Here is a 23,777-nt window from a genome sequence, read left to right on the forward strand (position 1 = left end):
GCCTCGCGCCGACACGCGGTCCGGTCTTGCCGACGTCCCCCCGCTGCACTACATTCCTGCTCTCGCGAGACCACCCGGTCTCCAATCCCTGCGCGACGTACCCGCGACGGCACGGCGTGGGACCCGCGTTGACGATCGGAGCCGGCTCGATGGCGATGCTGCTGTACTACCTACTCCTACCGCTGTACCTGGCCGAGGCTTTGCTCAACGCGCTGGATTGAGCGCGGGTCAGCTCCAGCGCACCACGGGCGGCCGCGCTCCGGTGGCCTGCGCGATCAGCGCGGCGCTGTGTTCGACGCCCGCCCGCTCCCGCGCCGTCGGTCGCTCGAAACACGTGACGGTGACTTCCCGATCAACGCGCCGGTAGCGCCAGGTGCCGACCACCTCACCGGCCGAGAGCACCGCCCCCGGCGCGGACAGCGCGCGCCACACCGCATGGCGGCGCGCACGATCAGGGGCGAGCAGTTCACGATCGACCTGACGGAGATAACCGTCGTTGGGCGGGACGAGCGCCACCCCTTCGGCCTCCGGCGCGGTTCGCACGGCATCGAGCAGTTCCCCGGGCAGTTCGAAGCCGCGTCCATCGACTCGGACACCCACCAGATCGTCCATCCGATTCCACGCGGCCGTGGGATCGCTGCCGAGCCAGTCGCGCACCTGAGGTCGCGCCGTCGGTCCGTTCACCCGGAAGTATGCCTCCAGCAACGACACTCGCGGATGCTCGGCCCGCTCACCCGGATGGGCCGGGGCAGGGTGCAACCGGGTCGCTCGCCCTCGCGCTTCGAGAACGATCCGCGCCCGGCATCCGCCGGCCCGGAACAGACCGTCGGGGACGTGCGTGGCCCGGCACCGCTCGCACCAGGTCACCAGTGCGGGGCCGACGCGGGCGGTGACGGCGGCGCTCGCCTCGGCCTTGGTCATCGGCGCGGTAACCACCGTGGTCAACGCGGCCGCGACCTCGTCGACCGCCGCGAGATACGCCGTCCCGCCGTCGTCGGTCGCCACGGGGGCCACACCGTCACACACCAGGTCCAATCGGGCCAGCGGATGTGCGTGCGGTGCGCCGCGCACCGACCAGATGCTCACCAAGGGGCCCTCCGGCCGAACCGCGTCGGCGACAGGCGTGGCACCGACCGTGGCGGTGCGCTGGATCAGCGACTGCTCCGGTCCGCCGCCGCGGCCGCCCTGCACGCCGAGCAGCAACAGATCATCGAGTGCCTCCACGCGGACCGCACCGCCCAGACCCTGGCCATGCCAGCGGAATCCGAGCCACCGCGCCCGGTCGACGGCGATCGCCTGCGCCATGGACCCCACCCTATTGCCCTGCCGAGCACTCGGTCACCGGCGAACTTCTCACTCCACCTGTTCAGCGCCCGGCGGTTGATGGAATCCGGGGCCCGCCTTGGGTTCGACGTCGCGCGGGTCGATCGGTTCGCGGCAGTGGTCGCAGACCAGCATCGGCGAGGTCTCGTGGCCGCAGCCGCGATGTTCCAGGACGATCGGCCTGCCCTCCGGCCCGACGAGATGGTTGTCGCCCCAGACCATCATCGCGGTGACGATCGGATAGAGCTCGCGGCCCGCGGCGGTCAGGTGATAGTCGACGCGCCCGCCGCCGTGGTCGGTGCGGGTGAAGATTCCCGCGTCGATCAGCATGCGGAGGCGGCTGGTGAGCAGGTTGCGATTGCTGATGCCGATGTTGCGGGCGAAATCGCTGAACCGGTGCACCCCGAAGAACGCCTCGGCGATGAGCAGGATGGTCCACCGGTCGCCGAGCAGTTCGACGACGCGGGTGACCGAATCGTCGACCGGGCGCCGCAGTGTCATGGCGACATCTTCGCATCTCGAATCGGTATTGCTTTCCTACTGCTGGTATCGGAATAATACCACCAGGACCGATGCCCATCCGGGCCGGACGACTGGGAGTGTCGATGACGACCACGAACCACCCGACCGACGACTACGTGCGCCTGCTCGACCCCGCCGTGCGGCCGGATCCCTATCCCCTTTTCGCGCGTATGCGCGACTCCGGTTCGTTCCGGATCGGCACCGCCCCGGTGGTCGTCCTGACTCGCTACGCCGACTGCGCCGCCATGCTGCGCGATCCGCGCGCGAGCGTCGACCGGTCACTGGCCCGATTGCAGCTCGGCTCGATGCCGATCTACGACGCGACCAGCGAAGACGGCGCGGCACGGGCGAAGCCCTCGTTCCTGTTCCTCGATCCGCCCGATCACACTCGCCTGCGCCGCCTGGTGGCCAAGGCGTTCACGCCCCGCGTGGTGCGGCGACTGGAGCCGCGGGTCACCGAGATCGTGGACGACTTGCTCGACCAGCGTGCCCGCGAGGGGAGCTTCGACGCCGTCGACCACTTCGCCTACCCGCTGCCGGTCACTGTCATCTGCGAACTGCTCGGCGTCCCGCTCGCGGACGAAGCACGGCTGAGCGCGTGGTCCGCGCTGCTGTCGCGCACACTCGACCCGACTTCCCGCGCGGCATCGCAATTCCGCGCCGACCCGGCGCAGATCCAGCGCGCGGGCACCGAACTGCACGCCTATTTCGAAGATCTCATCGAGCGCCGCCGCCACACCCCGGGCGAGGATCTGCTGTCCGAACTCATCGCGGCCGAAGACGCGGGCGACGCGCTGACGCACGCGGAACTGATCTCGACCTGCGCGCTTCTGCTGGTCGCCGGGCACGAGACCACGGTCAACCTGATCGCCAACGCGACCCTCGCCCTGCTGCGCAGGCCGGAGGAACTCGCCGCGCTGCGCGCGGATCCGGACCGGGCGGCGGGCGTCGTCGAGGAGACACTGCGCTTCGATCCGCCGGTGCAGTTGATCCCGCGTATCGCCGCCGACGATCTGACCATCGGCGGCACGGACATCCAGCGCGGCGATCTGGTGGTGCTGTTGATCGCCGCCGCGCACCGCGACCCCTCGGTGTTCGGCGATCCCGGCCTATTCGACCCCGCCCGCGAGAACCGCCACCTGGCCTTCGGCCTCGGGGCGCACTTCTGCGTCGGCGCTCCCCTGGCCCGCCTGGAGGCGCGAGTGGCGTTGACCCGGTTCGCGCAACGGGTCGATTCCCCGGCGCTGACCGTGGACCCGCCGCCGTATCGGGAACACGTCAATCTGCGCGGTCCCGCGCACCTGCCCATCGAATTCGCGGCGATCCGGCCCAGGTAGCCCGCCCGGCAGGTCAGCCGTCGTAGTCGACGTGCGGCGTCCATCCCTCGGCCGGTCGGGTGGCCGCGGCGTGCAGCGCCTCGGCTACCCGGTCCCTGGTGAAGGCGCCCTCGCCCAGCACTCCGTTGATCTGCACCGCGACGGCCCGGATACCCGCGGGTGCGAGCGTGGCGTCCACACTGGTCACCAGGTTGCGCACCGCCGCCTTCTGCACACCGAGCGAGGCCGCCTGGTGCCATGGCTTGTCCGCGGCCGCACTGCCGGTGACCAGCACGCGGGCGCCCTCGAACAGAAAGGGCCGCGCCGCTTGGACCGCGGGCAGCAGCGCCGCAGCGCCGACGGTGAAGTCCTCGAGCAATTCGGGAACCGTGAGCCGCAGCGGATCGGCCTGACGGAAGACGCTGGGGTTGAAGTGCAACACGTCGATGCGGCCGTGGCGCTCGCCCACTCCGGTGACGACCTCGGCCACGTCGGCGGGATCGTTCAGATCCACTCCGACGCCGTCGGCCTCGAATCCCTGCCCGCGCAGTTGCTCCGCCAGCGGTTCGGCCTCCGTGGCGAGCCGGCAGGCCAGCACCGTGGCGAAGCCGTCGGCGGCGAACAGGCGGGCGACCGACAGCCCGACGCCGGGACCGGCGCCGAGTACGAGCAGCACGGGAGCGCTCACGGTCGCCGCGCCCGAGTCCGGCGGCTGGGGACCGGGATCATTCGACCACGGCCTTGATCCGGTTCAGCGTCTCGCGCATCCCCTCGACATTGGTCTTGTTCCGCGCCCATCCGGCGAGCAACCAGTACAGCCGCAGCACGGGGTTGCTGTGCAGCTGGAACGACTCGGTGACGTCGGTGCCGCCCTCGACCGGCTCGAAAACATAGCGCCACGTGTTGATCGGGATGCCGCGCGGGCCGAGCACGGTGAACGCGAACTCGCGACCGGGCTCGCAGGCGATGATCCGGCACACCGTCGCGTATTTCAGCCCCCACCCGTTGCGGTTGACGTGACCGCGGAACTTCACGCCCACCGCGGGACCGGTCGCGCCGCCCAGCCACTCCGCCGCGAACGTCTCCGGGCTGAACCGCCCGGTGTTCTCGATGTCGCTGACCAGTGCCCAGATCTTGTCGGCGGGTGCAGCCATTCGTACCGTCACGCTGTCGTGCATGCGCCGAACGCTAGCAGGCGGTCCGGCCGTCGCGTCCGGGCCGGACCGGGCCGCGGCGAGCCGGGCCGTCCAGCCGTCCACGTCCGCCAGCCACTGGCCGGGGAGCAGCACCCAGCAGGCGGCGAGCAAATCGTGGCCGTAGTGCGCGACGGCCGTGTGCTCCGGCCAGTACTCGCGGGTCCACTCGGGGTCGTCGGTCGCCGAGTCGATGCCGCTGCGGACCACGCCGACCAGCTCGAATTGCAGGTGCTGGACCAGCACCCAGGCTTGGCCGTCCATCGGCTTGCGGCGCAGCCGGTCGAGCAGGTCGCGGGCGGCGGCACGCACCCGGTGTTCCATCCAGTGGAAGGTGCGCCGGTGGCCGCGCGGCGCGACGCCGTGCAGCGCGAGCACGGCGACGGCGACACCGAGCACGGTCTCGAGCAGCCGGTCCCGGATCACGGGCCCGATCGGCCCGCCCGTGGTGGCGACCCCACCCGCGATCAGCGCGACCGGCGTGATGAAGACGACGGCCAGGGCGTAGTTACGCGGCACGAACAGCTCGATGCAGAACTGCAGCGCGGCGATCAGAACGATCAGCGCGTACCCGGTCGGCCCGAACTGGAAGATGAGCGCGAACAGTCCGAGGCCCGCGATCGTGCCGACGAACCGGTGGATGGCACGCACCTGGCCGCGCACCCGGTCCGGCCCGGTCTGCAACACGATCAGTGCACTGAGCACCGCCCAGTGCGGCCGTTCCAGACCGAGCAGCGCGCTCAGCGCACCCGCGCCCAGGCAGCCCGCGGCTACGCGCATCGAGCTGATCGCCGCGTGCGAGGACAACGACAGCGAACGCCCCAGCCGGAAGCCGACGCCAGGACGGGCGAACGAGACCAAAGGGTCGACGAGCAGGTCTTCGGTGTCGTCGTCGGCGGGAGCGTGCCCGGCGAGCCTGCGCCGTGCGTCCTGCAGGGTGGTCAGCAGCTCGGCCTCCCCGGGATCCGAGGGCCGACCGGCGTCGTAGACCGCGGCCCACGCCTCCGCCATCGCGGCGCCCGCCCGGTGGCGCAGCTCGATGGCGGGCGTCCCCGCTTCTCGCGCCGCCACGTAGGCGTCCACCGCGCGCACCGCGGCCTCGACCGCCGTGCGTTCGGGTTTGCGGCGGTCCCGTATCACCCCGGCCATCGAAACGACGATCGACGCGGCGACACCGCAGGCCGCGCTGAACAACAGCGTCGCCACCGCGGTCCCGGATTCGACCGCTTTCATCGCGCCCGCGCAGACCAGGGCGAAGAACAGCGCACCCGGCGGCCCCAGCCGCAGCGCGTCGATGACGAAGACGGCCACCACCGCGATCGAGGACACCACGATCACCATGAGCAGGGCCGAACCGAGTCCGGTGTCCAGCGCGGCGCCGACCACCGCGCCGATCGCGCAGGCGGCCAGCAGGGCCAGACCGGCCGCGAGGACGACCCAGCCGCGCACCCGGAACGGTCGCCCCTCGCCGTAGAGCACGGCGAACGCGCCGAACATGACGAACACCGCGGTCTCCGGACGGCCGAGAGCGGTGAGGATCGCGGCGGGGGCGGCGAACGCCACGGCAGCGCGCAGCGCCACACTCCACCGCCGTCCCGCGGGTGGCAGGGCGAACAACAGCGAGCCGACCCGACCCTTCGGTGGCACCGGATCCGGGTATGTCGCGGCCACCTGCTGCCCTCTCTGGTCTGGACTCTGGTCTGGACGAACTGCCTGGTGCACACATTAGATTCGGGAGATGACCGCCGACGCTCAAATACCGCTACCCCCGCGCGTCCACGCCTTCGCCGACGACGCGCTCGGTGATCACGACGCCGTCGGCCTCGCCGAGCTGGTGCGCGACGGGGCGGTTTCACCACGCGAACTCGCCGCCGCCGCCGTGGCGCGCGCCCAGCAGGTCGAGAAGCTGGCGGCCGTCGCCTACCCGAGCTATGCGAACCCACTGCTGCCCGCCGAGCGGACCGGCACGTTCTACGGCGTGCCCAGTTTCGTCAAGGACAACACGGACGTGGCGGGCATGCCGACCAACCAGGGCACGGCCGCCTTCCGCGCGACACCCGCCCGCGCGCACAGCGGCTACACCCGGCAGTTCCTCAGCACCGGCCTCACCGTCCTCGGCAAGAGCGCCATGCCCGAGTTCGGCTTCAACGCCAGCACCGAGCCGCCCCATGCCGCGCCCACCCGCAACCCGTGGCACACGGGCTATTCGGTGGGCGGCTCGTCGGGCGGGGCGGCCGCGCTGGTCGCGGCGGGCGTTGTCCCGATCGCGCACGGCAACGACGGCGGCGGATCGATCCGGATTCCGGCGGCCTGCGCCGGGCTGGTCGGTCTCAAGCCGACGCGGGGACGGCACGTGGTCTCCGGGCTGGCCCGCACGCTGCCGGTCGACATCGTCAGCGAAGGAGTGCTGACCAGAACGGTGCGCGACACGGCGGCATATGCCGAGGCGGCCGAACGCTATTGGCGCAATCCCGCGCTGAAACCGATCGGCGTCGTGGAGGGACCGGCAACCCGGCGGATGCGGATAGCGCTCGTGCTCGACAACCTCGCGGGGCCGCTCGCCGCCGGTCCGACGCGGGCAGCCGTCGAACGGGTTGCCCACGTACTGGAATCCAGCGGCCATTCGGTCGAGCCGGTGCCGCTGCCGTTCGACGCGACGATCGAAAGCGCCTTTCTGCACTACTGGGGTCTGCTCGCGGCCGCGATCAGCACGACGGGAAGATTTCTCGACCGCCGGTTCGACGCGCGCCGGGTGGACGATCTGACCGTCGGCCTGCGTGCGCTCTTCCTGCGCCGGGCCCTGCGCGCCCCGCTCACGCTCTATCGACTACGGGCGGCGGCGGCCACCTACGAGCAGGCGCTCGGCCCCTACGACGCGGTGCTGCTGCCCACGCTCGGCCACACCACGCCGGAACTCGGACATCTCAGCCCGACGGTGCCGTTCGAGGAGCTCATCGACCGCCTGCGCGCCTACGTCTGCTTCACCCCGATCAACAACATCACCGGAACGCCGGCGATCACCGTTCCGGGCGGACTGACCGAGGGCGGGCTCCCGATCGGAGTCCAATTCGCCGCCACGCGCGGCAACGAGCGCACTCTGCTGGAGCTGGCCTACCTGATCGAGTCCGAGCAGCCGTTCCCGCGCCTGCGTCGCTGACCCGCTTCAGCCCGAATTAGGTTAGGCTAAGTTCGCTTGTTTCGAGATCGGCGGGCACACGGCCGGGGGGGCCGGAGAGGACGAAATCATGAGCGCGAGCGTCGAATTGGCGGGAGTCCCGGAGACCATGCTGTGGACGCTCTACAACCGGGCGTCGGAAGCGAAACGGGCGGACGGAATCCTGCGCGACCCGGACTGCGTCCGGATCTTCGACGCGCTCGACTACGACTACGCGCGGGCCTTCGGCGCACCCGACGGCACGCATGCGATGCGGTCGCTGCGTTTCGACCAGGCGCTGCGCCCCTGGCTGGCAGCGCATCCCGGCGGCACCGTCGTCGAACTCGCGTCCGGGTTGGAAACCCAATTCCAGCGGTGCGACGACGGGCAGGTGCGATGGGTGTGCGTGGACGTGCCCGAAGGCATCGCGCTGCGCGAGCGGCTCCTGCCGCCGAGCGAGCGCTGCCGTCATCTGGCGATCAGCGCGCTCGACCCGGCCTGGCTCGACGAGATCGACACCGGACGCGGAGTGTTCGTCACGGCGCAGGGCCTGTTCATGTACTTCGAGCCCGACGAGGTACGGCGCCTGTGCACCACGATCTTCGACCGGCTGCCCGGCGTGGAGCTGATGTTCGACATCATCCCGCCGTGGTTCTCCCGCAAGACCATGCGGGGTTTCGACAAGACACCCCACTACACCGCGCCGCCGATGCCGTGGGGAGTCGAGCGCAGCCGGGCGGCGCGGCTGCTGCGCGAATGGAGCCCGCGGGTGGCAGAGGTGACGATGTCGTCCTTCGGCCCTTCCCGCGGTCCGCTCGCGGTGAGTCTTCCGATGTTCGAGCGCCTTCCGGTGCTGCGCGACATCCCGCCCGGCATCGTGCACGCGCGTGGCGCCCAGTAGGTCAGGAGGCGCCGATACCCGCCGCGGACGACGGACGGTCGCGGTGCACCGGGCCGTGCGCGTCGTCGCAGTGGTCCTCCAGCACCGGCAGCAGGCGCTGCGCGTCCGCGGCGGGCGCGGCGGCGACGGCGTGGCTGTGGTCGACCTGCAGCGTGGTGTGGGTGATGCCGTAGTCGTGATCGAGCACGTGCTCGATCCGCTGGCGCAACCCGTGGCAGTCCGCGCCCGCGCGGACCAGTACGTGTGCCGAAAGGGCGATGTCGCCGGAGGTGATCTGCCAGACGTGCAGGTCGTGCACCTCGTCGACACCCTCGATGTCCACGAGCCTGCGCCCCAGCGCGTCCGGGTCGACCCCGGCGGGCGCCGCCTCCAGGAAGATCCGGCCGGATTCGCGGACCAGGCCGAGCCCCGCCTTGACCATCAGCGCGACCACGATCAGGGTGGCGATCGCATCCGCCCTGGCGAAGCCGGTGGTCAGTACGACGAGTCCGGCAACGGCGGTGGCGATGAACCCGTACAGGTCGTTGAGCACGTGCTGGAAGGCGCCCTCCACGTTGAGGCTGGAGCGGTTGGCCTTGCTGATCGCCCAGGTGGCCGCGATGTTGACCACGATGCCGGCCAGCGCGGTCACCAACACGAGACCGCCGGTGACCTCGGGTGGCTCGAACAGGCGGCGCACGGCCTCATAGGTGAGCCAGCCCGCCAGCACGAGCAGCGTGACACCGTTGGCCTGCGCCGAGAGGATCTCGGCGCGCTTGTAGCCGTAGGTGTACTTGCCGTTCGCGGGCCGTGCCGCCAGCCGGATCGCGATGAGCGCGAGCACAATGGACGCGGCGTCGGTGAGCATGTGCGCCGCGTCCGACAGCAGGGCCAGCGAATTCGCCAGCACGCCGATCACGACCTCGACCGACATGAATCCGACGATGAGGGCCAGCGCGATGGTCAGCCACCTGCGGTCGGCCTCACCGGACACTCCGTGTCCGTGCGCGTGACCATGTTCGTGTCCCATCGACCCAACCCTTCCCATCACCGCAATGTATGCGCATATTTGCATCTGTCAGGACAGAGCTTAACCGACCCCGACCGGCCCACGGTAGGTCGGCCGAGTGAACTGGATCACGTCCCATATCGGTTGAGCGAGACGGCCTGGTCAGCCGAACAGGGCGTGCACCGCGGCATAGGTGGACACGGTGGCGACCAGTCCCGCACAGACACTGGCGATCACGTTCATCGCCGCGAAGAGGTAGGCGCCCCGCTCGGCCAATCGCACCGTCTCGTAACCGAAGGTGCTGTAGGTGGTCAGGGCTCCGCAGAATCCGGTGCCGAGCAGCGCGAACAGCGGCGCGGCCAGCGCGGCCCCCGCTCCGCTGAGCGCGCCGAGGATCAGGCAGCCGATCAGGTTGACCAGGAACGTGCCCCAGGGGAACAGGCTGTCGCGGCGATTCTGCACCGCCCGGTCGATCAGATATCGCAGCGGCGCGCCGATCGCGCCGCCCGAAAGGACCAGCAGCACGGTCATTTCGCCCTCCTTCGCGCGCGCTCGTAGCCCGCCCTGGTGAGCCACATCGCCGCGAGCGTCGCGAGCAGAGCGCAGATCAGCGTGCCCGCCAGGTAGCAGGCCGCGGCGACGATCGTCTCCGGACGCATGAGCTCGCGGATCTCGTTGACATACGTGGAGAAGGTGGTGAATCCGCCCAGCACGCCCACGCCGAGGAACGGGCGCAGCAACCGATGCGCCGTCCATATCTCGGTCACCGCCACCATGAGTACGCCGATCGCGAAGCAGCCCGAGACATTGGTGACGAACGTGGCCCACGGGATGTGTCCGGCTCGACCGGGCAACCCTTGGGCAAGACCGTAGCGGGCCAGCGCGCCGAGCGCGCCACCCACGGCGACGACCACCAGGACCACACCTTGGGAGCGCCAGAATTCCCGCCACCGCGCGGGCGTTTCGGCGTGCTCGGCGGCGTGCATCGGCTCCTCGGTCGGTTCACCGGCCACGCACATCTCTAACACGAACGGCCCGGCGCCGCGCCACCGCCGTCACGACGTGGCGCGCTCACCGGCCTTCGGGCGGTCCGTCGCCGTCGTGCGCGACCAGCACCGAACAGCCCGCGTGCCGCGCGGCCTTCTCCGCGGTGCTGCCCATGAACCGGCCCCAGATGCCCGAGTGCCCGCTGCGGCCGAGAACCAGCAGGTCGGCCTGATGCTCGGCCGCGGCCGTGGCCAACTCCTTCGCCGCTTGGCCCGCGCGAACCTCAGCCTGCACCGCGATGCCGCGCTGTTGCGCGGATTCGGCGGCGGCGCCGAGCCACCGGCGGCAGGTCTGCTCGCCGATCGACCGTTCGTCCTCGATCTCGCCGACCACCGGGCCGTAGTGCGGCAGATACTCTTCGACCGCCACCACCGTGAGCACGGAGTGATGCACCGTCGCCAAGTCGAGCGCCATCGTCAAGGCGGCCCTGGCGCCGGGTGAGTCGTCGTAGCCCACCACGATCCGCTGGAACACCTTTCCATTGTGATCCCTCGGCTCGGCCGGAGCCAGCGCTATGGCAATCTGTTGGCAATCATGCGGTGGCCGCGGATCGGTCCGCTGCGAGCACCTCGGCGGCCGCGCGCTCGCCCGATCGGATCGCTCCTTCGATGTAGCCCGACCACTCCGTGGCGGTTTCGCTTCCCGCCCAGTGGATCGCGCCGACCGGATGGCGCAAGGCCGAGCCGAGAGTGGTCAACACGCCCGGCGGGAAGAAGGCGCCGTAGCCGCCACGGGTGTACGGGTCGTCGGCCCAGACCTTTTCGTGCCACTCCAGCGGCTCGCGGGCGGCGTGACCGAAGGCGCGCACGAGCGAGCCGACGATCATGGCGCGTCGCTCGCTCGCGGGAAGCGCGGCCAGCCGCTGCGCCGCCCGGCCGGGCACCAGCGCGCCGAGCACGCCGGGGCCGCCGGGGCGGGTGGCGTCGAAGGTCACCGGTACCGGATCGTGCAGGTTCAGCGCCTGGCCGGTGAGCCGGTCGTCGCGCCAGAAGGGCCGCTCGTAGACCGCGAAGGCTTTCAGGACCGAACCCATCGGCATGCGCTGGGTCAATTGGTCGCGCGCGGCGGGCAGCGGCGGATCGTAGGCGATGCGTCCGGCGAGGACGGGCGGCACCGCCACGATCACGCGCTCGGCGAGCACGTCACCGGAAGCCGCGCTCACCAGGACGCCGTCCGCCCGCTGACGGATACTCGTGACCGGTGCGCCGAGACGCACCGCGTCCCCGAGTTCCGCGGCGATGGCCAGCGCGGGCCCGTCGGCGCCGTCCACGAAAAGGCGGGTCACCGTCTCGGCGGTGATCCCGGCCTCGACACCGCCCGCCGAGCGGATCGTGGTCAGCAGACCGAGCATCGAGATGCTGCCGACGTCCACGCACAACTCCTCGCCGATCATCACCTCGGCCAGGTTCCGCGCGCGCCGCTCCGGCAGATTCCGGCGCAGCCAGGTCGCCGCGGTCATCGCGTCCAGCCGATCCGCGCCCGGCGTGGTCCACGGGCGCGCGAGGTCGATCCGGGCGGCCATGCGTTCCAGCCGCCACATGGCCTGGGCGAGTACCACCAGGACCAGCGCGGGCAGTGGCGGCCGGGCTCCGGTGAACCGGCGCCGGACCACTCCCTCGACCAGCAGGTCGATCCCCTCCGGCGGTGCGTACATCGCCGCGCCGTACTCCTCGGCCAGCGCGGCGAATCGCGTGTGCGCACCCGAGATCCACTGTCCGCCGAGGTCGACTGCCCATCCGTCGCCGACGCGCGCGGCCAGGGTGCGACCGCCGACGCGATCGCTCGCCTCCAGCACGACGACATCCCGACCGGACGCCCGCAAGGCGCGCGCCGCGCACAGCCCGGCATATCCCGCACCGACGACAACGACGTCCGCACGGTCCATGGTGGCCTCCCGTCGCCGCACCGTAACTCGACAACCACTGTTGATCACACATCGCAGATCCGCAACCGGCGCGCGCATCGACCCGGCACCGTCACTCGGTACTCCGCGCCCGGACGCCGAAATACGCTGCGGCTAGCGACTCAGTGTGGCGAGCGCGGCGACGGCGGCATCCTGGAAGGTCGCGGTCAGTGTGCGCGGCGGAGCCGAGACGCGTCCGCGCACCCATTGCCTGCAGTACTCCTGCGCCGGTCCGACGCAGATCGCGTGGGCCACCGGATAGCCGTCGCCGCCCACGTCCGCGGTTGTGAGCAGCTCACGGTACCGGCGCTCCAGCGCGCCGAAGAAGGTTCGATTGTGCTGTGCCAGTTCCGGCTCCGCGCTGCGCGCGACCTCGTCCGGAAGCGTGGCGAACAGGAAGCGGGCGAGCTCACGATGGTCCTCCACCCAGCCGAGATGGGCCGCGAGCATCGCGCGGATCGCCTGCTCGGCGCCGATGCCGTGCGCGTCGAGGTGGTCGAGCACCGCGCGCTGATAGTCGAGCATCCCGGCGACGTAGACGGCGGCCGCCAGTTCGGCCTTCGAACCGAACGCGTGGAACATGCTGCCGCTGGACAAACCGAGCCGATCGCGCACGCCCGCCACCGTGAACGCCGGATAACCTTTGGCCAGGAGCTGTTCGGTCGCCTCGGCCAGGATCCGCTCGCGGGTGCGCACGAGCCGCTACGCCCCGAACTCGGCGTCGATGCCGGACCGGACCGCGGCGAGCACCTGGGCACGTACCCGCAGCTTCGTGCCGGTGTGCGCGGCGAAGTCTATGCCGGTCAATCGCTGCGCCTCGGCGGTAGCGAGTTCGTGCAGCTCGTCGGCATCGGCGGCGAGCACGTCGAGGAAGCCCAGCTCCCTGGCTTCCTCGGGACCGACCAGGATGCCGGTATTCGCCGCCCGGTCGAAGCCCGGCGCGGTGAGCCGATGCCGCGCCGTCTCCACGCCGTAGTGCGGAATGGTCAGCCCGATCACGACCTCGTTGAGACCGAGCTTGAAATCCCCCGCGACGCCGAACCGCACGTCCGTGGCCAGCAGCGTGAACGCGCCCTGTGCGATCGCGTGCCCTGGGCATGCCGCGACGACGGGATACGGGAACCCGAGCAGCCGATGGACCAAGTCGCCTCCGGCGCGCAGGGTACGGCGGATGTCGTCGGCGGAACGGGAGAACGTCGCCAGGTCGTAGCCGGCGGAGAACATGCGCGGGCGGCCGGTCAACAGGACGACAGCCCGGTCGGCCTCGGCCCGGTCCAGGGCGGCGGCGATGGCCCCGATCATGGTCTCCGACATCACATTCGCCTTGCCGTCGTCCAGCGTGATCGTGGCGACCCCGGCATCGAGCCGGTAGGTGACGAGTTCGGTCATTCCAACCTCCTCTAGAGCAGGGCTCTAGAGTATCACTCTAGAGCTGCGGCAGCTAACGCTGGGCTCCGCGCCGGAGGGTCCGGTCCGGACAAGGTGTCGTTGTGGCAACGACGCGAAACAGCGGGTCCATGTCTCCCGATACAGGACACAGATGATGCTGCCGAAAGAGCCTGGCGCGTCCGGGCTTCGGACTAGCCTCTGGGACAGGCTCAGGTGGAGGAAGCGACATGACCGCAGCAACCGTCATCCGTCCGCTGGCGCCGAGCGAGGCGATCTTCGCCAACAGCGAAGTCCTCGTCGGCTATTCGATTCGGGTTGCCGGCCGGTTGGATCTCGCCGCGCTGTCGGCGGCGTTCGAAGCCGTGGTTCGCTCCCGCCCGATCCTCGGCGCCCACCTGGAGCCGGACGGGCGCGGCGGGCACCTCCTGCTCGAATCCCCGGGCGCCGCAGCGGAGATGACGGTCGCCGAGGGCGATCCCGAGCGGTTGCTCACCGGCGCGCGGCTGGATCAGCGCAGAGCGCTCGGCTCGCTGTGCGTGGTCCGCGACGGCGCCGCCGCCGGTGTCACCTTGGTGACCCATCACAGTGTCGCGGATGCCTATCATTCGCTGGCTGTGTTCGCCGAGCTGTGGTCGTGCTATACCGACCTCGCCCGGGGGCGGCCGCCCGAGCTGGAGCCGCACGGCTTCCCACGCTCGGTGGAAGACCTGCTCCGCGAGCGCGGCGTGCGCAAGACCGACACACCGGTGATGCCGCACCGCCCGATGGGCGTCGCCCAGATGTATTCCGGCCCCGATGATCCCGACTACCTCCTGCCCCGCACGGCGCGGTGCAGGCTGACCCGCGAACAGACCGCCGCGCTGGTCGAGCTGGGGCATCGGGAGAACACCACGATCAACGGCTTGGCCTCCGCCGCGATTCTGCTCACCGAGGCCGAGCTGCGCAGGCTGCCCCTGGCCGAACTGGCCTACACCTACTCCGTCGACCTGCGCACCCGGGTGACGCCGCCGATCGGGACGACAGAGGGCACCAACGTACTCGGCTTCGCGAACTTCGTCCCGGCGCCGCGGACCGGCACGTCGCTCGTGGAGCTGGCTCGCGGCATCAGCGACACGCTGCGCGCCGGAGTGGACACGGGCGACGTGCAGCAGACCCCGCTGCACATTCCCGAGATCGCCGCGGGCCCTCCGCCACGCGCACCGGGAATCGTGCTCGCCACCAACTGGGGACGCGTGCGCAGACCCCGGGTCCCGGACGACTTGCGAATCACCGACTTCCGCTCGATCATGCTCGGCAAACCGGACAAGACCGGGCACCGGCTGCAGCAGCCGAGCGGCACCATCATCATCAGCACCTTCGACGACCGGCTGAGCATCGAGATCCACCACCCCGAGGAAACCACCGACGAACAACGGGTGCGGGTCCGGCTGCTCGCCGCGCACCTGTCGGAGTTCAGCGCGGCAGGCGCCGCATAAGGCCGGGTCGCGTCCGAACCTGACCGTCAGGCGCGCGCGGCGGACGTGCGGGACAACGTCTGCAACGGATCGGTGAGCACGTCGGTGAAGGCCAGCTCCGCGGCGCCGATCAGGGTCGCGTCCCCGCCGAGTGCGCTGGTGCGCAGGCGAACCCGTTCGCGGACGGCTTGCAGGCCGTTCATCGCCACCCGGCTGCGCACCTGCGCCGCCGACGCCAGATAGATCTCCCGCAACACGCCGCCGAACACCACCACCGACGGATTGAAGACGTTCACCAGATTGGCGACGCCGTATCCGAGCCATTCGCCGACCTGGTGCAGCGCGTCCCGCGCTGTCGTATCGCCGCGGGCGGCGGCATCGACGATCGCGTCGACCGCCGCCTGCCCGGGAGGATCGCTGCGTCCCGCCGCCGCGATCAACCCGAGTTCGCCCGCTTCGGCCTCGAGGCAGCCCCGGGATCCGCAGGCGCAGTGCCGCCCACCCGGATGAACGATCATGTGCCCGACTTCTCCGCCGTAACCGCCTTCCCCGCCGAGCAACTCGCCGTTGACGATGATTCCGCCGCCGATGCCGACGTCGCCGTGCAGGTAGATCAGATTCGCCAAGCCGACGCCGACGCCACGTTCCCGTTCGGCCAGCGCGCCGAGATTGGCGTTGTTGCCGACCGCGACCCGCAGGCCGAGGTCGAGCTCCCTGGTCATCGCGGCGCCGAAGGGGACGTCCACCCAGCCGAGGTTCGGCCCGTACCGCACCACGCCGTCCTCCTCGCGGACCATGCCGCAGAACGCGACACCGACGCCGACGCACACGGCGTCCGCCGCGGCCGCGGCGATCATCGCCCGCGCCATGGTCACCAGCGCGGCGATCACATCGTCCGGGTCGAACGCGCCGCGGGGACGGGTGGTCTCGGTGCGATCGAGCACCGAACCGCCCAACCCGACCCGTGCGGCGGCGAGGCGGTCGGCACCGACGTCCAGCGCGACGACGTACACCCGTTCCGCGCGCGGCCGCACCACCAGCGAGGGCCTGCCTGCCCGGCCGGTCTGGCCGGGCAGTTCCTCACTCACCAAGCCCGCCGCCGCCAGGTCCGTGGTGAGCGCGAGGATCGTGCTGCGGTTCAGTCCCATTCGCTCGGCCAGCGTGGCGCGCGACACCGCCCCGTCACGGTGGACGTTCCGCAGCAGCGCGGCGAGGTTGCGCGTGCGGATCTCCTCGGGAGAAGGTGCTGCTCGCATTCACCGGGCTTTCGTCACGAGGTCGGGGATTCATCGATGCAGGAGCGCACGCTTACGCGACAGCGCGTCCACTCCGGCGGCCAAGAGCAGCACAAATCCTGTCACAACGAATTTCGTGCCCGCGCTGTAGCCCATCAGCCCCATCCCGTTGTTGATGACCGCGACCACCGCCGCGCCGAGCACCGCGTCCAGCATCCGCCCGCGGCCGCCGAACAGGCTGGTGCCGCCGATCACCGCCGCGCCGACCGCCGTGAGCAGCACGTCGCTGCCGCCGGTGTTCGGATCGACGGAGTTCGCGCGCGAGGCCGCGATCAGCCCGCCCACCGCCGCCATCGTCGAACACAGCACGAAGGCGGTGATTTTCACGCGATCCACCGCGATGCCCGCCCGCCGGGCGGCCTCGGCGTTGCCGCCGACCGCGTAGATGTGCCTGCCGAACGCGGTGCGGTCCAGCACGAACGTCCACAGCAGCAACAGGGCCACGATCAGCGGCACCACGATGGGCATTCCCGCCAGCGAGTGCAGCGCGGGATTGCGGCTGCGCTCGCCGTTGAGCACCAGCACCGCCGCACCCGCCACCAACGCCAGCAGCGCCACACGCACCACGACGGTGCGCGCCGTCGTGCCGGTGAGCCCGAGTTTCGTGCGGGCCCGCAATTTCCGGTACTGAACGAGCGCGAACCCGGCGACCAGCACCGCGTACAGCGCCCAGCCGATCGCGGGCGGGACGTTCTTGTTCGCGATCGCGACGATCGTCTCGTCGCGGATGGAGATGTTGCGGCCGTTGTCCATGATCTTCAGTGCCACGCCTTGCAGCGCGAGGAACGCCGCCAGCGTCACCACGAACGACGGGATGCCGATCTTCACCACGACCGTGCCGATCACGAGCCCGATCGCCACACCGGTCAGCAGCGCGACCAGCACCGCGAGATACCACGGCCACCCTTTGTCGGTGAGCAGTACGGCGAGCACGGCCGCGCAGACGCCGCTGGTGAATCCGGCCGACAGGTCGATCTCGCCCAGCAGCAGCACGAAGATCAGTCCCATCGCGATCACCGCGATCGCCGCGCCCTGTGTGAACAGGTTGGCGAAGTTGGCCTCGGACATGAAGACCGGGCGCGCCGCCCAGAAGATCACCGAGAGAACGACGAGCGCGATCACCGAGGGCAGCGCCCCCATGTCGCCCCCGCGCACGCGGCCGACGTAGTCGCTCACCAGGTCGGTCACCGGCGCCGACGCCGGTCGCCGCTGGGTCGCCACCGCGGTCATCGGGTGACCCCGCTCGTCTCGAGGCCGAGCGCGCCACTGCGGCCCGCCGTGATCAGTTCGACCACCTGCGCGTGCGTCACGTCGGAGGTGCGGACCTGGGCCGCCATCCGGCCGAGGTAGAGCGCGGCGATCCGGTCGGACACCGCGAAGACGTCGTTCATGTTGTGCGAGATCAGCACCACCGCCAGACCCTGGTCGGCGAGCCTGCGGACCAGTTCGAGCACCTGCTGGGTCTGCGCGACGCCCAGCGCGGCCGTCGGCTCGTCGAGGATCACCACCTTGCTGTTCCACAGCACGGCTTTCGCGATGGCCACCGTCTGGCGCTGACCGCCGGACAGGCTCGAAACCTGCTGCCGGACCGACTTGACGGTGCGTACCGACAGACCGGCCAGCGTCTTTCCGGCCAGTTCCTCCATCGCGTATTCGTCGAGCACGAGACCGCGCCTGCGCTCCCGGCCGAGGAACATGTTCTGGACGATGTCCAGGTTGTCGCAGAGCGCGAGATCCTGGTAGACGATCTCGATGCCGAGCGCCGCCGCGTCGCGCGGGCTGTGCACCTGCACCGGGGAGCCCTCGAAGAGGAACTCGCCCGCGTCGATGGGATGGGTGCCGCCGATGCATTTGACCAGCGTGGACTTGCCCGCGCCGTTGTCACCGACAAGGGCGGTCACTTCGCCGGGATAGGCGCTGAAGGCGACTTCGTGCAGGACGTGCACGGGACCGAAACTCTTCTGTACTCCGCGTAATTCGATTACCGGCAGTTCGGACATTGGGGTAACTCCTCGAGCAGGAATGGAGCCCCTTCCGCAATCCCCTCATCGAACCGCGGAAGGGGCGTGCGATATCAGATCCCGTTGTCCGCGCAGAGTTTCGCGAACTCGCCCGTGCACAGCTCGGCCTCGGTGACATAGCCGTCGGCGATCACATCCTTGACGTCGCGCGGGTAGATCGCCTTGGGCTCCAGCAGCACCGACGGCACGTCGGCATTCGACTCCGGATCGCGCACCGCGCCGTTGGTCGTGCCCTGCTCCCCCTTCACCAGCGCCACCGCGAGTTTCGCGGTCGCCTCCGCCTCCTTCTGGATCGCCTTGTAGACGGTCATGCACTGGTCACCCGCCAGCACGTTCTGCAGGCCCTGCACCGTGGCGTCCTGTCCGCTGACCGGCACCTGACCGTTGAGCTTCTGTTTCTTCAGCACCGCGATCGCGGCGTTGGCCAATCCGTCGTTGGCCGCGACGACGCCGCCGATGTCCGGCCGTCCGGTGAGCATCTGCTCGAAAATCGTGCCCGCTTTGGTGTTGTCCCACTCCGGGACAGCCTGATCCGGTCCCTTGACGTATTGTCCGGCGTCGAACCGGGGCTTCAACACCCCGTCGTAACCGGTCTTCAGCAGGGTGGCGTTGTTGTCGGTCGGACCGCCGTTCAGATACGCGACCACCGGGCGCGGGGCGTTGCGGTCGGTCAGGCATTGCGCGACGCCCTCCCCGAGCAGGTTGCCGACCTTCACGTTGTCGAAGGAGACGTAGTACTGGGCGCCGCCGCCGAGGGTGAGCCGGTCGTAGTCGATCACCGTGACCCCCTGCGCTTTCGCCTTCTGGATCACGGCTTTGCCGGTACCGCTGTCCAGGTTGGTCATCACCAGCACCGCGGCGCCGTTGGTGATCATCTGGTCGGCGATGGTCTGGAAGGCGTTCTTGTCGCCTTGCGCGTTCTGGATATCGGCCTTGACGCCCGCGGCTTCGAAAGCCTGCTGCAGATACTTGCGGTCCGCGGTCTCCCAGCGTGCCGAGGTCTTGCTGTCCGGGAGGATCACGCCGATCTGGGTCTTGCCGCCGGATTCCGCGGAGTCGTCGCCGCACGCGGTGAGCGTGGCGGCGAGCAGCGTGAACGACAGCGCCGCGGCGCTGAACATGCCCTTACGCATGAGTGGGCCTTTCATCACCGGCCCCGGGAAGGTCCCGGGGCCGGTCGGAGTGGAGCGAATGTTGTTCACAGCAACATATTCGACTGTGACACAGGGCACAACAGGTAATTTGTTGTTCCGCATAACAATCTCGACACGCGGGCATCCGCTCAGGTGGCAGCCGCCGAGGAGGGCTCGTGAACAGGGATGTCGGCCCAGCGCGCGGGGCCACGTCCGCGGACTCGGACGGATCCGACAGAGACCCGATGCGCAGCGCGGACGCGGAGCGTGGCAGTCGCGGGGAACAGACCACCGAGGATCGGGCGCATAGCAGCCCTCCGGCACAGTACGCTTGGCGGTGAATCTTGGCGCGGCAGCGACAGACTGGGATCCGGGAGGGGAACAGTGGACACGCTCAGGCTCGACCCGGCGGCGGTGGCCGCCTACACCGCGATAGCGGACGCGGTGGCGAAACAATTGGCATCGGCGGCCACGGTCGCCTCCGGCGCGGTGGATCCGGATCGGCTGGCCGCCGACCTCGGGCTCGTCGGCGCGGAATTCGCGGCGCGTTTCTCCGCCGCGGTATCCGAACACGCGCAAGCGTTGTCGACCGCGGGGCAATTGGTCGGCGCCTACGGCCAGGTCCTGCGCGGTTACAGCGAGGACGCCCAGGATGTGGACGCCGCGACGGCCGCCGCGATCACCCGCTCCGGGGAGGCACTGGCATGAGAAGCCTGATGGGACTGCGCAAACGCGCGCACGCCACCCAGCCCGCCACCGACGCCCCCCGGCCGCAGAGCACCGAACCGGGCGTCGATCCGCCGATCATCGCCGCGCTGGTGCGCCCACTGCTGACGTTGCGCTCCTCGCTGGGCACCGGTGTCGGCGTGCCGAGCGCGGCTGCGACCGGCGCGCTTTCGGCCGCGTCCGCGCAGGTCGCGGACACCGAAGCGCCGCACAGGGAAGGTCTGCACGCGCTGGAGTCGACCTGGACCTCCCGCGCCGCCGACGCCGCGGTGCCCGCGCTGCGCACCACGCAGACCGAGATCGGCGACATCTCCGATCGTGGGCCCGCCTACCTGTCCGTCCTCGCCGACGCGCACGCCACGTCCGGGCGCGCGGCGCGGCGCGTCGACCAGATCATCGCCGACTTCCGCCGCGACGCGCGGGAGATCCTGGCCAACGCGACCTCGGCGCCGGAGACCGACGCCGTCATCGCCCGCGCCAGCCTGGCGCTGCGCGACGCGCTCACCACCGTGACGGCCGCGCGCACCGAAATGGACGACCACACCAGAAAACTCGGCGACATGGGCCCGCTCACGGTCACCGCACCGTCCGGCGTCAGCCAAAGTCAGTCCGCTCACACCGGCGGCACGGCGCAAGTCGTGCCCGGCACGACGACGCCGGGCACGGTCGCGCCCGGCGCCGCGTCGCCGGCCACCACGCAGCCCATGGACCCGGCCATGGCCGCCCAGCTCCAGTTGCAGCAGGCGCTGATCTCCGCGGGCGTGCAACTCGGCACCACGGCCATCAACGCGGGCGTCGACATCGGCACGCACATCATCGACAAGATCGCCGAGGTCGGCATCCACGGCATCGATACGGTCGCGGCGGCCGCGGACAAGGCGATCCCGGAACTGATCAACCCCGGCTCCACCACCAACTCCGGCACCAGCGGCGACGATTCGAAGAACTCCTCCAAGCTGTTCGACTTCGGCGGATCGCAGGACCACAAGCCGTCGTCCACCGGTCCCGGTTCGGTGATCCCGCCCGGCAATTCCTCGCCCGCCGCGCGGCCGGAGGTGCCCAAGCCGGAAAGCAGGCCCGCCCCCACGGTCGCGCCGCCCGCCGACTCCACGGCACCGGCGCCCGCGAGCCGTCCGGACTACCCCGGTCAGCCCGGTCACAGCGGCGGCATGGTGCTGCCGCCCGCTCCGCCGCCCGGCGGCAACGACCACGAGCACAAGCCGCGCGACGGACAGCTCGGCGTGACCATCCCGTCCGCTGTGACAGCGGTCGTACCGGTGCTGGGCGAATTCGACGATGACACCCCCTGACCGGGACCATCCCAGTCAGGGCGCGAGCCAGAGCAATCCGTTCGACACGGGTCTGCCGATGCTGCGCATTCCCGCGGGCAAGCCGTCGAAGCGACGTCGTTCACCCGGCCGTCGCAAGCAGGTTCGGCGCCGCGAGCCGGAGTACGAGGTCGCGGAGCCGCCGCGCGAGCCGGAGCGGCAGAGTTCCCGGCCGCAGTTCGGCGAGTGGGAACAATGGCTCGATCCCGCGCCACCGGCCGAGCGAGCGCCGCGACCGCAGACCGCGCAGCAGCGCAGCGCGCCCGTCGCCGCGGAACCGCCCCAGGTCGAGGACGGCCTTGTCAAGGCGCCCGCCATCGTCAACCGATCCGGTCGCCATCCCGGCACGCCCGTGCGCCATCCGCGGCGCTCCGATCAACAGCGCGGCAATCGCTCGCTGACCGCCTTGATCGTCCTCGCCATCGTGGTCGCCACCGTCTCGATCGGCCTGGCCATGATCTACGGTTCCGGATCGAATTCGCGTAAGGCGGCGGTCACGTCGCCCGCGCGCGCGGCCGGACCCGCCGCCGTCCCCGCCACGTCCACGTCCCGGGTCAAGCCACCGTGGGCCATCGCGACGCCGGGATGCGAGCAGAAGCGCACCGCCGATGTCGTTTCCGGCACCGATCCGGGCGGCACCGGCAGCGGCCCCGACGCCATCTTCGCCTTCGAGTACGCCTATTACGCCGAGCGGTCGGGATACCGGGCCCGCGCTGTGGTCGCGCCCGACGCGGCGGTGGCGCCCGCCGATCAGATCCAGCGCGGTATCAACCAAGTGCCGGCGGGCACCCGGTACTGCGTCCAGATCTCCCGGGCCGGTGACGGCCCCGAGGGCCAAGCGCGGTGGGAAGTCCGATTGACCCAGCAATTTCCCGACGAGGACCCGAACACCTTCACGCAGTTCATCACGACCCGGACCGGTACGGACCAAACGCTGATCACGGGAATCACCGCAGGCTGATTCGCTCGGCTCGGCGCTACCCGGGCCGGAACATGCCGGTTACGCAGCGGATAGCGGCCGGCGCCGAGATTGTTTGCGAACAGCGCTATTCATAGAGACCGACGTGCTCTAGATTCAGTTGTGAGAGTGAACATTTCGACACGACCGCAGAGCGAAAGGTCCGATCGTTGCGTCGCCTGAGCCGGATTGCCCTCGCCATCGCCACCGTCATCGCAGGTCTCACCGTGCCTTTCCTGTCCGTTCAGCCCGCCCAGGCGGCGCCGACGGTGCGCTGGGAGACCCGGGTAAGCGACCGGATCCTGGACATCGGGCTCTCCTCGCCCAACCTCGAGGGCCCGGACTGGTCGGTCAAGGTGGTCCGGCTGCTGCTCCCGCCGGGCTGGTCCAAGGACGCCGCCCGGACCTGGCCCACCGTGTGGGTGCTGCACGGCGGCTTCGACGACCACAAGTCCTGGACCGACAAGGGCGATCTCGAGGCGCTCACCGCGGGCAAGGAGGCGATCTTCGTGCTGCCCGAAACGAGCTGGTGCAGCGCCTATTCCAATTGGTACAACGACGGTCGCGGCGGTCCGCCCGCCTGGGAGAGCTACCTCCTGGAGGACGTGCGCACCCTGCTGGAATCGGGCTACCGCGCCAATTCGACACGCGCCATCGCGGGTAACTCCATGGGCGGCCTCGGCGCTATGAAATTCGCCGCGGCGCACCCGGGTTGGTTCAACTCGGCCGCCTCGTTCAGCGGCAACGTCGACCCGCTGCACGACTCCGGTGCACCGGGCGAACCCGACAAGCCCGGCCAGGGCTGCGCCGCCGACTGGAAACGGGTCTGGGGCGACTACGCCGTCCACCGCGATCTCTGGGTCGCCAACAACCCGTACAGCCGGGCCGCCGACCTCACCGGCATTCCGCTGTTCGTCTCCTACGGCAAGGGCGATCCGGTGGAGTCCGCCGCCTACGAGCAGAACTTCCGCTTCGTGGACCGTCTGCAACAGCTCGGGGCGCAGGTGGACGAGCGGTATGTCCCGAATCATGGCCACAACTGGGACGCCTGGAAGTTCCAGATGCGCGCCGCCCTGCCCATGCTGCTGTCCTCGGTGGGCGCGGCGTAGTCGGCTGACGACCTCGG

Annotated in this window: 23 protein-coding genes and 1 pseudogene; 8 read left to right on the forward strand and 16 right to left on the reverse strand. The window is 70.3% G+C overall.

The genetic code is table 11. The annotated features are described in order from the left end of the window. Positions 1–228: 228 nt before the first annotated feature. Together IU450_RS29495 and IU450_RS29500 are read right to left on the reverse strand one after the other, a co-directional pair. Positions 229–1,305 carry a DNA glycosylase AlkZ-like family protein gene (locus IU450_RS29495; RefSeq protein ID WP_195153001.1) on the reverse strand — a complete coding sequence of 359 codons (1,077 nt, stop codon included), beginning with the start codon at positions 1,303–1,305 and terminating at the stop codon, positions 229–231. Between the two features lie 48 nt (positions 1,306–1,353). Beyond that, a complete protein-coding gene (locus IU450_RS29500; protein WP_195153002.1) occupies positions 1,354–1,824 on the reverse strand; it encodes a winged helix-turn-helix transcriptional regulator in 471 nt (156 codons plus the stop codon). Between the two features lie 104 nt (positions 1,825–1,928). Between IU450_RS29500 and IU450_RS29505 the strand changes: the two genes are divergently transcribed. Continuing rightward, positions 1,929–3,182, forward strand: coding sequence for a cytochrome P450 (locus tag IU450_RS29505; RefSeq protein WP_195153003.1), 1,254 nt, complete (start codon positions 1,929–1,931; stop codon positions 3,180–3,182). 13 nt (positions 3,183–3,195) lie between these two features. On the opposite strand, the gene IU450_RS29510 is transcribed toward IU450_RS29505, so the two are convergent. From IU450_RS29510 to IU450_RS41055, 3 genes and pseudogenes are all read right to left on the reverse strand, one after another. Further along, positions 3,196–3,849 (reverse strand): SDR family oxidoreductase, encoded by a 654-nt coding sequence (locus IU450_RS29510; protein ID WP_195153004.1) that lies wholly within the window; start codon positions 3,847–3,849, stop codon positions 3,196–3,198. 37 nt (positions 3,850–3,886) lie between these two features. Further along, positions 3,887–4,339, reverse strand: coding sequence for an SRPBCC family protein (locus IU450_RS41050; RefSeq protein WP_195153084.1), 453 nt, complete (start codon positions 4,337–4,339; stop codon positions 3,887–3,889). Positions 4,340–4,738: 399 nt separating this feature from the next. Further along, positions 4,739–5,851 (reverse strand): annotated as a pseudogene (locus tag IU450_RS41055) (FUSC family protein); the annotation flags it as partial. A gap of 241 nt (positions 5,852–6,092) precedes the next feature. Between IU450_RS41055 and IU450_RS29525 the strand changes: the two are divergent. Together IU450_RS29525 and IU450_RS29530 are read left to right on the forward strand one after the other, a co-directional pair. After that, positions 6,093–7,511, forward strand: coding sequence for an amidase (locus IU450_RS29525; protein WP_195153005.1), 1,419 nt, complete (start codon positions 6,093–6,095; stop codon positions 7,509–7,511). An 88-nt stretch (positions 7,512–7,599) separates the two neighbouring features. Then, the gene (locus tag IU450_RS29530) at positions 7,600–8,409 is read left to right on the forward strand and encodes a class I SAM-dependent methyltransferase (protein WP_195153006.1); all 810 of its coding nucleotides are present in this window, start codon (positions 7,600–7,602) and stop codon (positions 8,407–8,409) included. 1 nt (position 8,410) lies between these two features. On the opposite strand, the gene IU450_RS29535 is transcribed toward IU450_RS29530, so the two are convergent. The 7 genes from IU450_RS29535 to IU450_RS29565 all read right to left on the reverse strand — a co-directional run bounded on the left by IU450_RS29535 (position 8,411) and on the right by IU450_RS29565 (position 13,736). After that, entirely contained in the window at positions 8,411–9,418 is a 1,008-nt protein-coding gene (locus tag IU450_RS29535; protein ID WP_324197870.1) for a cation diffusion facilitator family transporter, read from the reverse strand. A gap of 141 nt (positions 9,419–9,559) precedes the next feature. Next, on the reverse strand, positions 9,560–9,928 hold the full coding sequence (gene crcB, locus IU450_RS29540) for a fluoride efflux transporter CrcB (RefSeq protein WP_195153008.1): 369 nt from the start codon (positions 9,926–9,928) through the stop codon (positions 9,560–9,562). Next, a complete protein-coding gene (locus IU450_RS29545) occupies positions 9,925–10,410 on the reverse strand; it encodes a CrcB family protein (protein ID WP_324197871.1) in 486 nt (161 codons plus the stop codon). The genes crcB and IU450_RS29545 overlap by 4 nt, the downstream gene beginning before the upstream one ends. Before the next feature lie 58 nt (positions 10,411–10,468). Next, entirely contained in the window at positions 10,469–10,918 is a 450-nt protein-coding gene (locus tag IU450_RS29550) for a universal stress protein (RefSeq protein ID WP_195153009.1), read from the reverse strand. A gap of 58 nt (positions 10,919–10,976) precedes the next feature. Further along, entirely contained in the window at positions 10,977–12,329 is a 1,353-nt protein-coding gene (locus tag IU450_RS29555; RefSeq protein WP_195153010.1) for a flavin monoamine oxidase family protein, read from the reverse strand. 132 nt (positions 12,330–12,461) lie between these two features. Then, positions 12,462–13,043: a TetR/AcrR family transcriptional regulator gene (locus IU450_RS29560; RefSeq protein WP_195153011.1), complete on the reverse strand. Its 582-nt coding sequence runs from the start codon at positions 13,041–13,043 to the stop codon at positions 12,462–12,464. A gap of 6 nt (positions 13,044–13,049) precedes the next feature. After that, positions 13,050–13,736, reverse strand: coding sequence for a crotonase/enoyl-CoA hydratase family protein (locus IU450_RS29565; protein WP_195153012.1), 687 nt, complete (start codon positions 13,734–13,736; stop codon positions 13,050–13,052). Positions 13,737–13,963: 227 nt separating this feature from the next. Here IU450_RS29565 and IU450_RS29570 point away from each other — a divergent pair, with 227 nt between their 5' ends. Then, on the forward strand, positions 13,964–15,211 hold the full coding sequence (locus IU450_RS29570; protein WP_195153013.1) for a phthiocerol/phthiodiolone dimycocerosyl transferase family protein: 1,248 nt from the start codon (positions 13,964–13,966) through the stop codon (positions 15,209–15,211). A gap of 26 nt (positions 15,212–15,237) precedes the next feature. Here IU450_RS29570 and IU450_RS29575 read toward each other — a convergent pair whose 3' ends face one another. From IU450_RS29575 to IU450_RS29590, 4 genes are all read right to left on the reverse strand, one after another. Further along, the gene (locus IU450_RS29575; RefSeq protein ID WP_195153014.1) at positions 15,238–16,446 is read right to left on the reverse strand and encodes an ROK family transcriptional regulator; all 1,209 of its coding nucleotides are present in this window, start codon (positions 16,444–16,446) and stop codon (positions 15,238–15,240) included. Positions 16,447–16,476: 30 nt separating this feature from the next. Continuing rightward, the gene (locus IU450_RS29580) at positions 16,477–17,715 is read right to left on the reverse strand and encodes a sugar ABC transporter permease (protein ID WP_195153015.1); all 1,239 of its coding nucleotides are present in this window, start codon (positions 17,713–17,715) and stop codon (positions 16,477–16,479) included. After that, the gene (locus IU450_RS29585; RefSeq protein WP_195153016.1) at positions 17,712–18,485 is read right to left on the reverse strand and encodes an ATP-binding cassette domain-containing protein; all 774 of its coding nucleotides are present in this window, start codon (positions 18,483–18,485) and stop codon (positions 17,712–17,714) included. The genes IU450_RS29580 and IU450_RS29585 overlap by 4 nt, the downstream gene beginning before the upstream one ends. 74 nt (positions 18,486–18,559) lie before the next feature. Further along, positions 18,560–19,639 carry a sugar ABC transporter substrate-binding protein gene (locus IU450_RS29590; RefSeq protein ID WP_195153017.1) on the reverse strand — a complete coding sequence of 360 codons (1,080 nt, stop codon included), beginning with the start codon at positions 19,637–19,639 and terminating at the stop codon, positions 18,560–18,562. A 384-nt stretch (positions 19,640–20,023) separates the two neighbouring features. Here IU450_RS29590 and IU450_RS29595 point away from each other — a divergent pair, with 384 nt between their 5' ends. The 4 genes from IU450_RS29595 (at position 20,024) to IU450_RS29610 (ending at position 23,760) form a co-directional block, all read left to right on the forward strand. Continuing rightward, the gene (locus tag IU450_RS29595; protein ID WP_195153018.1) at positions 20,024–20,347 is read left to right on the forward strand and encodes a hypothetical protein; all 324 of its coding nucleotides are present in this window, start codon (positions 20,024–20,026) and stop codon (positions 20,345–20,347) included. Next, the gene (locus IU450_RS29600; protein WP_195153019.1) at positions 20,344–21,675 is read left to right on the forward strand and encodes a hypothetical protein; all 1,332 of its coding nucleotides are present in this window, start codon (positions 20,344–20,346) and stop codon (positions 21,673–21,675) included. The genes IU450_RS29595 and IU450_RS29600 overlap by 4 nt, the downstream gene beginning before the upstream one ends. Beyond that, positions 21,662–22,654, forward strand: coding sequence for a hypothetical protein (locus IU450_RS29605; protein WP_195153020.1), 993 nt, complete (start codon positions 21,662–21,664; stop codon positions 22,652–22,654). Before IU450_RS29600 ends, IU450_RS29605 begins: the two co-directional genes overlap by 14 nt. Before the next feature lie 167 nt (positions 22,655–22,821). Then, on the forward strand, positions 22,822–23,760 hold the full coding sequence (locus tag IU450_RS29610; RefSeq protein ID WP_195153021.1) for an alpha/beta hydrolase: 939 nt from the start codon (positions 22,822–22,824) through the stop codon (positions 23,758–23,760). Positions 23,761–23,777 lie beyond the last annotated feature (17 nt).

Origin of the sequence: Nocardia abscessus (assembly GCF_015477775.1) — a bacterium.
Classification (GTDB): Bacteria; Actinomycetota; Actinomycetes; order Mycobacteriales; family Mycobacteriaceae; genus Nocardia; species Nocardia abscessus_A.

Excerpts from the sequence above, each read along its gene's own strand:
- IU450_RS29495 (WP_195153001.1), bottom strand. The coding sequence starts at position 1,305 with ATGGCGCAGGCGATCGCCGTCGACCGGGCGCGGTGGCTCGGATTCCGC.
- IU450_RS29500 (WP_195153002.1), bottom strand. The coding sequence starts at position 1,824 with ATGACACTGCGGCGCCCGGTCGACGATTCGGTCACCCGCGTCGTCGAA.
- IU450_RS29505 (WP_195153003.1), top strand. The coding sequence starts at position 1,929 with ATGACGACCACGAACCACCCGACCGACGACTACGTGCGCCTGCTCGAC.
- IU450_RS41050 (WP_195153084.1), bottom strand. The coding sequence starts at position 4,339 with ATGCACGACAGCGTGACGGTACGAATGGCTGCACCCGCCGACAAGATC.
- IU450_RS29525 (WP_195153005.1), top strand. The coding sequence starts at position 6,093 with ATGACCGCCGACGCTCAAATACCGCTACCCCCGCGCGTCCACGCCTTC.
- IU450_RS29530 (WP_195153006.1), top strand. The coding sequence starts at position 7,600 with ATGAGCGCGAGCGTCGAATTGGCGGGAGTCCCGGAGACCATGCTGTGG.
- IU450_RS29535 (WP_324197870.1), bottom strand. The coding sequence starts at position 9,418 with ATGGGACACGAACATGGTCACGCGCACGGACACGGAGTGTCCGGTGAG.
- crcB (WP_195153008.1), bottom strand. The coding sequence starts at position 9,928 with ATGACCGTGCTGCTGGTCCTTTCGGGCGGCGCGATCGGCGCGCCGCTG.
- IU450_RS29555 (WP_195153010.1), bottom strand. The coding sequence starts at position 12,329 with ATGGACCGTGCGGACGTCGTTGTCGTCGGTGCGGGATATGCCGGGCTG.
- IU450_RS29565 (WP_195153012.1), bottom strand. The coding sequence starts at position 13,736 with ATGACCGAACTCGTCACCTACCGGCTCGATGCCGGGGTCGCCACGATC.
- IU450_RS29570 (WP_195153013.1), top strand. The coding sequence starts at position 13,964 with ATGACCGCAGCAACCGTCATCCGTCCGCTGGCGCCGAGCGAGGCGATC.
- IU450_RS29575 (WP_195153014.1), bottom strand. The coding sequence starts at position 16,446 with ATGCGAGCAGCACCTTCTCCCGAGGAGATCCGCACGCGCAACCTCGCC.
- IU450_RS29580 (WP_195153015.1), bottom strand. The coding sequence starts at position 17,715 with ATGACCGCGGTGGCGACCCAGCGGCGACCGGCGTCGGCGCCGGTGACC.
- IU450_RS29585 (WP_195153016.1), bottom strand. The coding sequence starts at position 18,485 with ATGTCCGAACTGCCGGTAATCGAATTACGCGGAGTACAGAAGAGTTTC.
- IU450_RS29590 (WP_195153017.1), bottom strand. The coding sequence starts at position 19,639 with ATGCGTAAGGGCATGTTCAGCGCCGCGGCGCTGTCGTTCACGCTGCTC.
- IU450_RS29600 (WP_195153019.1), top strand. The coding sequence starts at position 20,344 with ATGAGAAGCCTGATGGGACTGCGCAAACGCGCGCACGCCACCCAGCCC.
- IU450_RS29605 (WP_195153020.1), top strand. The coding sequence starts at position 21,662 with ATGACACCCCCTGACCGGGACCATCCCAGTCAGGGCGCGAGCCAGAGC.